This is a genomic window from Psychromonas sp. (assembly GCF_047632995.1).
Taxonomy (GTDB): domain Bacteria; phylum Pseudomonadota; class Gammaproteobacteria; order Enterobacterales; family Psychromonadaceae; genus Psychromonas.
Genome location: NZ_JBLIEK010000155.1, coordinates 1 through 6,590, shown reverse-complemented (window position 1 = coordinate 6,590; position 6,590 = coordinate 1). Strand labels below are relative to the sequence as shown.

Annotated in this window: 6 protein-coding genes and 2 tRNA genes; 4 read left to right on the top strand and 4 right to left on the bottom strand. The window is 40.6% G+C overall.

Going from position 1 to position 6,590, the window contains the following annotated elements; all coding sequences use genetic code 11:
- Positions 1-450 precede the first annotated feature (450 nt).
- From rimK to ACJAT7_RS16995, 4 genes are all read left to right on the top strand, one after another.
- The gene (rimK, locus tag ACJAT7_RS17010; protein WP_415227995.1) at positions 451-1,356 is read left to right on the top strand and encodes a 30S ribosomal protein S6--L-glutamate ligase; all 906 of its coding nucleotides are present in this window, start codon (positions 451-453) and stop codon (positions 1,354-1,356) included.
- Between the two features lie 3 nt (positions 1,357-1,359).
- A complete protein-coding gene (locus ACJAT7_RS17005; protein WP_415227994.1) occupies positions 1,360-2,376 on the top strand; it encodes a succinylglutamate desuccinylase/aspartoacylase family protein in 1,017 nt (338 codons plus the stop codon).
- 322 nt (positions 2,377-2,698) lie between these two features.
- On the top strand, positions 2,699-2,947 hold the full coding sequence (locus tag ACJAT7_RS17000; protein WP_415227993.1) for a hypothetical protein: 249 nt from the start codon (positions 2,699-2,701) through the stop codon (positions 2,945-2,947).
- 260 nt (positions 2,948-3,207) lie between these two features.
- Positions 3,208-4,350 (top strand): 3-phenylpropionate MFS transporter, encoded by a 1,143-nt coding sequence (locus ACJAT7_RS16995; protein ID WP_415227992.1) that lies wholly within the window; start codon positions 3,208-3,210, stop codon positions 4,348-4,350.
- A gap of 82 nt (positions 4,351-4,432) precedes the next feature.
- Here the strand turns inward: ACJAT7_RS16995 and ACJAT7_RS16990 are convergent, their stop codons facing one another.
- From ACJAT7_RS16990 to ACJAT7_RS16975, 4 genes are all read right to left on the bottom strand, one after another.
- Entirely contained in the window at positions 4,433-4,915 is a 483-nt protein-coding gene (locus ACJAT7_RS16990; protein WP_415227991.1) for a DUF1456 family protein, read from the bottom strand.
- A 142-nt stretch (positions 4,916-5,057) separates the two neighbouring features.
- Positions 5,058-6,116 (bottom strand): quinolinate synthase NadA, encoded by a 1,059-nt coding sequence (gene nadA, locus ACJAT7_RS16985; protein ID WP_415227990.1) that lies wholly within the window; start codon positions 6,114-6,116, stop codon positions 5,058-5,060.
- A gap of 123 nt (positions 6,117-6,239) precedes the next feature.
- Positions 6,240-6,315: transfer RNA gene (locus ACJAT7_RS16980), tRNA-Lys, on the bottom strand.
- Between the two features lie 157 nt (positions 6,316-6,472).
- Positions 6,473-6,548 (bottom strand) — tRNA-Lys (locus ACJAT7_RS16975).
- Positions 6,549-6,590 lie beyond the last annotated feature (42 nt).

The window sequence follows — 6,590 nt, the reverse complement described above, 5'->3', positions numbered from 1 at the left end:
GAGCCCCTGTATCTATGCGGGTTTCAAGACCTTCAATCTGTAAGTCGGGTAGACAACATTTTTCTAAAGCCCCAACGAGTAGTTTATCTTTGTATTTCATATTTGATATTTCACTTTAAATCAGTGTGTCATTAATTTGATAATTCGTTTTGTACTTTATGTACCGTTAAGCATAACCCGTATTTTATTATCTTTGAAGTTTCCCAATATCAAAACGTTAGCTAAACAATTAACTATGCTAAATAGGTTAATGGGGTAATAATGCAGTGAAGAGTATCCATATAAATAAATGTTAGCAATAACAGGTGGTCAAAATTACTATTTATCTCGATACATAACCTATGCTTTATTAAGTAAAAATAAACAGACCATATTAAGTTTAAAACGAAAAAATTGAACTTTTTTATTCCTGAAATCGTGAATTAACATACCCTTGGGGTGAGAATAAATATGAAAATTGCCATATTATCTAGAAATAAAAATCTTTACTCGACACGCCGCCTAGTAGAAGCGGCTAAGCAGCGTGGTCACGAAGTTGATGTTATTGATACCCTTCACTGTTATATGGACATCACCAGCAATAATCCGACCGTACGCTATAAAGGTGAAGCGTTACCCAAATATGACGCTATTATCCCTCGTATAGGGGCATCTATTAGCTTTTATGGCACCTCAGTGGTACGCCAATTTGAGATGATGGGCACCTTTACTATTAATGAATCCGTCGCCATTAGCCGCAGCCGGGATAAATTACGCTCAATGCAGCTGCTGTCAAGAAAAGGTATTGGTTTACCCCGAACAGGATTTGCACATCACCCTGATAATATTAAAGATTTAATCAAGAATGTCGGTGGAGCACCTGTTGTTATTAAATTACTGGAGGGCACACAAGGAATTGGTGTTGTGCTAGGGGAAACGACCAAAGCTGCTGAAAGTATTATTGAAGCATTTATGGGACTCAAGGCCAATATACTCGTACAAGAATTTATTAAAGAAGCGGGCGGCGCGGATATTCGCTGCCTGGTTGTTGGGGATAAAGTTATTGCGGCCATGAAACGGCAAGGACAAGAGGGAGAGTTTAGATCCAATCTTCATCGCGGCGGGACTGCTGAAATAGTTAAACTGAGCAAAGAAGAGCGGGATACCGCAGTGAAAGCCGCCAAAGTCATGGGATTACATCTCTGCGGTGTTGACCTTTTGCGATCCAGCCGTGGGCCTGTCGTGATGGAGGTAAATTCATCACCCGGACTGGAAGGCATTGAAACGGCTACAGGCAAAGATGTTGCTGATATCATTTACCAGTTTATAGAAAAAAATGCGAAGCCAAATAACACGAAAACACGCGGTAAGGGCTAATAAATGAAGGTAATAGAGATTGCCGGTATTGAAGTAAAACCCGGTGAAAGCAAACAAATTAAACTTCCCGTTGCACGTTTATATACTGATAACGACATCTCTATGCCCATTCATATTAAACGGGGAAAGATAGATGGTCCCACCCTGTTTTTAAGTGCAGCCATTCACGGTGATGAACTTAACGGAATTGAGATCATTCGCCGTTTAATAAATTTAAAGCTGCTAAAAAATTTAAAAGGCACCCTGATAGCAGTGCCTATGGTCAATGTATATGGTGTGCTTAATCAAACACGCTATATGCCGGACCGCAGGGATTTAAACCGTTCCTTTCCTGGCTCTGATAAATCATCATTAGCGGGCCGTGTTGCAAATGTTTTTTTAACTCAGATAGTGAAGCACTGTGACTATGGTATTGATTTACATACGGGATCGCTTCATCGCAGTAATATACCGCAAATTAGAGCTAATCTGGATGATCCGGAAACACTGGCACTAGCAAAAGCCTTTGGCGTGCCGGTATTACTCAATGCGAATTTGCGCGATGGCTCGCTCAGGTATGCTGCTGCTGAAATGGGGATTAAAATATTGCTTTATGAAGCAGGCGAGGCATTACGCTTTGAAGAGCTTTCAATCCGGGCTGGAGTTAAGGGCGTAATCAACGTATTGCGCCAATTAGGTATGATACCTAAGACAAGTAAAAAAGTGGTGGCAGAGCCCTTTATTGCAAAAAATAGCGCATGGGTAAGAGCCTCCGCCAGTGGCATTGTAAAATACAAAAAGCAGTTGGGAGATCTGGTCAATGCCAAGGATTTACTGGCAGAGATAGGCGATCCGTTCGGCAAGATTTTTGACAAAGTAACCGCGCGTTATTCCGGTATTATAATAGGTAAACAAAAAATCCCACTGGTGCAGGAGGGGGATGCAATGTTTCATATTGCCTACTTTGAAGATCATGCCGAGGTCGCGGAGCATATTGAGATTATGCAGGATCTTTACAGCGTAAGCTCATCAACCAGCTAGTCTCAATAACTGTAATAGAAGGAGAATCATATCTCCTTCTATTAGTCACTCCTAGCTCTCCACTCATCCCTCTTCACCCATTACCCTTCACCCATCACCCCTCACCCATTACCCTTCACTCATCACCCCTCATCCCTCACCCCTCACCCTTCACCCATCACTCATCACTCCCCCACTGAATACTAGCGATAAATAAAGCGACTTTATCTGATCATGTAATGAAAATTTTTTGTTAGTAAAAACATTTTTTTTTACTTTCCTAAATGAAAAAAAAAGTTGAATATTCCCCCATATTTCACACATATATATTAAGGGGTTAACAATGAGTGAATTTGACTATCAAGATGATAATAATGACTTTGATGATGATGATCTTGACTTTATTGATTCCGATGATGACTTTGAAGAGCCAACCTTAGAAAAAATAAAACGCAGTAAAAATCAAACACGCCGTGAAATTGAAATCTGGCTCGAAGATAAACGCCTAAGAGCCGACACAGATAATTTATTGGACGATTATAATGACGACTATGATTTTAATGATCGCGACATTGATTATGATTTCAATTAACAAGTGAATACCGATCCGAACAAAGATAACTTGTAAATCAATTGGGGGATTTGTAAATCCCCCTTCCTTTCGCCCAAAGGTGACCAAAATCCTCGTAAATTTCAGATAAAACCAGCTAAGTTATTCAACTTAGAGGGGAAATACTTAGCCCTTTGCATTTCCATTGATACAATAGCCAAACTATTTGAAGATGCTGATTCCTGCAAATGAATTGGACATATATTCATAAAAATCTATTTTAAAATGCAATGAGGCACCTATTGTTTTCTGTTCCCGCTAAATTTTGGCTAAGTTTATATTTCATCTCTTTCCTGTTTATTTGGGGAGTATTCCTACCTTTTTGGGGGGTTTGGCTGGAAGCACAAGGAATTTCCAGTACCGAGATAGGCTCAATTTTTTCACTGGGTTTGCTATTGCGCTTTGTCAGTAATTTGGGTCTGTTGCCAAGAGTCTCAACTGGCAGTGGATCCTTACGGTTATTGCGCATTTTAGGGTTTTTGACCTTGATTGCATTTAGTTGCCTATTTTATTTACAGGGAAAAATGTGGCTCTCCATCATTACTTTGTGCGTAAATTTTTTAATGGCCCCCATGATGCCGTTAGGTGACATTATTGGAACTCGGTTAGTTAAACAGATTCATTTAGATTATGGACGAGTGCGGTTATGGGGGTCATTGAGTTTTATTGCAGGGTCAACCTGCGTCGGCTGGTTAATTGCTGATTATGGAGATCAAGCAATATTATGGGTTATTTTTTGTGCAACAGTGGTTATGTGGCTACTTAGTTTACTGCATTTATCTCCCCAACTAGATGATGGCCAACCTGTAGAGCAACAACCTAAACACTCCCTTTTTTCATTGTGCAAACGGCCTGATGTTCTTCTGTTTTTAATTATTACTGGTGCAATCCAAGGCAGTCATGGTGCATATTACGCGTTCAGTTCCATTTACTGGAGCCACGAAGGAATTTCTGAAGTCTCAATTGCATGGTTATGGGGAATTGGTGTCTTTGCAGAAGTACTGCTGATGCGCTTTAACAGTAAACTGTTTCGTCGCTGGTCAATTAAGCAGATGCTGTTATTAGGATTAGTCGCAGCCATACTCCGTTGGTTGGCGCTTGCGTTAACTACCGAACTCTATTTGATAGCCGTTGTGCAGACATTCCATGCATTCACCTTTGCGGTAACCCATTTAGCTGCGATCCGTTATATCGGTTTACAAAAAAATGCCGAGATGGTGCGTTATCAGTCTCTTTATTCCGGCGTTGCACTCGGCCTGATTATGGCCCTGTTTACTTACCTCTCAGGTATTCTTTTCGAGTCCCTGCAAGGCAATGTTTTTTTAATCATGTCGATAATGCTGTTACCTATTTTATGGTGCATAAAGATTTGGCAGGTTAAATAACCGCTCCACAACGATCGCCAGATACAAACAAAAAAGCCGAGCAACGGCTCGGCTTTGATTATAAGATCTAGCAAAAATGGGATTAAGCTTCTGCTTCAGTCCCTCGGAAGCGTTTAGTAATTCCATTTAGGAAGTTTCTTAATAGCTGGTCACCACACACTTTAAAGTTGCGGTGATCTTTCTTTCTAAACAGTGCTGACAGTTCAGATTTAGACACAGGGAATTCCGCAGAATCTAATGCATCCAACATATCTTCTTCTTTAAAATTAAGCGCAATACGTAATTTTCGCAGAATATCATTATTTAGCAGAACGGCTTTCGCTGGCAAAATGATAGGAGTTGACCCCTCTTTTTTACCGCGTTTTTCATTAATGAGACCGTCTAAAAATAGTGATAAAAGACTATCTCGACAGAATACAAAATTTTCTTCGCCCTCTTTTGCCATTATGCTGTGCAGGTATTTTTCGTCAATGGCATTATCGACAGACGCAAAAATTTCTAACATTTTTTTATCGTTAAGTTGTAACGCATAACGTATGCGTCGTAAAACATCATTTGTGATCATAATTTCTCAATAGTTAGTAGGTGAAGGTTGGCATACCCTATACAAAGCACAAAGTACTAAGTACCAAAAAAAGCCATTTCGATCTGATAGTTCGTCATTGCTAAACTATCTCACGCAGTTAAAAATCACAGTCAATAAAGAATTAGGCGTTACCTTTAACTTTTAATTGCTGCTCTGCTGCAAAATCCAGCATACGATTTAATGAAACCAGCGCACCTTGCGCAACTGTTTCCGGCACATGAATTTCATGACCTGTTGCATCTGTTAAAGCGTTATATATCGCTTTCAGGCTATTCATGGCCATCCAAGGACAATGAGCACAGCTACGACATGTTGCGCCGTCACCAGCCGTTGGTGCCGCTAAAAACTCTTTATCTGGACACACTTGCTGCATCTTATAAAAAATGCCCGTATCCGTGGCAACAATGAACTGTTTATTTGGCAGTTCTTGCGCCGCTTTAATTAATTGACTTGTTGAGCCCACTGCATCGGCTAATTTAACCACACTTTCAGGTGATTCTGGATGAACTAAAACAGCAGCATCCGGATAAACAGCTTTCATATCACGCAGCGCGCTGGCCTTAAACTCATCATGAACAATACAATCACCTTGCCACATCAACATATCAGCTTGCGTTTTTGATTGGATATAACCGCCTAAATGGCGATCCGGCCCCCAAATAATTTTCTTGCCTTCACTATCGAGATGTTCAACGATATCTAATGCGATGCTCGAGGTCACAACCCAATCAGCACGCGCTTTAACAGCCGCTGACGTGTTGGCATAAACCACAACAGTGCGTTCCGGATGTTGGTCGCAAAACTCAGAAAAGGATTCTATTGGGCAACCGACATCTAATGAGCAAGTCGCTTCAAGATCAGACATTAAAACAGTTTTATGCGGTGTAAGAATTTTAGCGGTTTCGCCCATAAAACGCACACCCGCTATAATCAATGTTTTTGCTGAGTGATCGCGACCAAAACGCGCCATCTCTAGGGAGTCAGCAACATAGCCTCCGGTTTCTTCCGCCAGGGCCTGAATTTCAGGAGCGGTATAGTAATGAGCAACCAGCACCGCGTCTTTATCGATTAACAGCTGCTTTATCTTAGTTTTATAATCGAGCTTTTCTTGCTCTGAAAGTACAGTCGGCTTGGCTGGGAAAGGATAGTCAGAACCAACAATGGGAGAGAAATTGCTCATCATAGTCTCTTAGATATTAAAAATGGGTGCAAATTATACCAATTAGATCACGCAATGTGTACCGAATTCAATAGTGATAAATTATATAAGGGGTGTCTGGCATTAAAGGGGAGGTAATAAAAGTGGTGGGCCGTGAAGGATTTGAACCTTCGACAAATGGATTAAAAGTCCACTGCTCTACCAACTGAGCTAACGGCCCGAATATTTTTCGGTCTTACTATTTACGTCGAAGGTTATACCTTTGACTCTTATCAACACAAGTGGATTAAAATTCAACTTCTAAACCAACTGAGCTAACGGCCCGAATATATTTTTCGGTCTTACTAAAAAACATTTACTTTTACAACAAGTAAAAGTGGTGGGCCGTGAAGGATTTGAACCTTCGACAAATGGATTAAAAGTCCACTGCTCTACCAACTGAGCTAACGGCCCGAATATTTTTCGGTCTTACTATTTACGTCGAAGGTTATACCT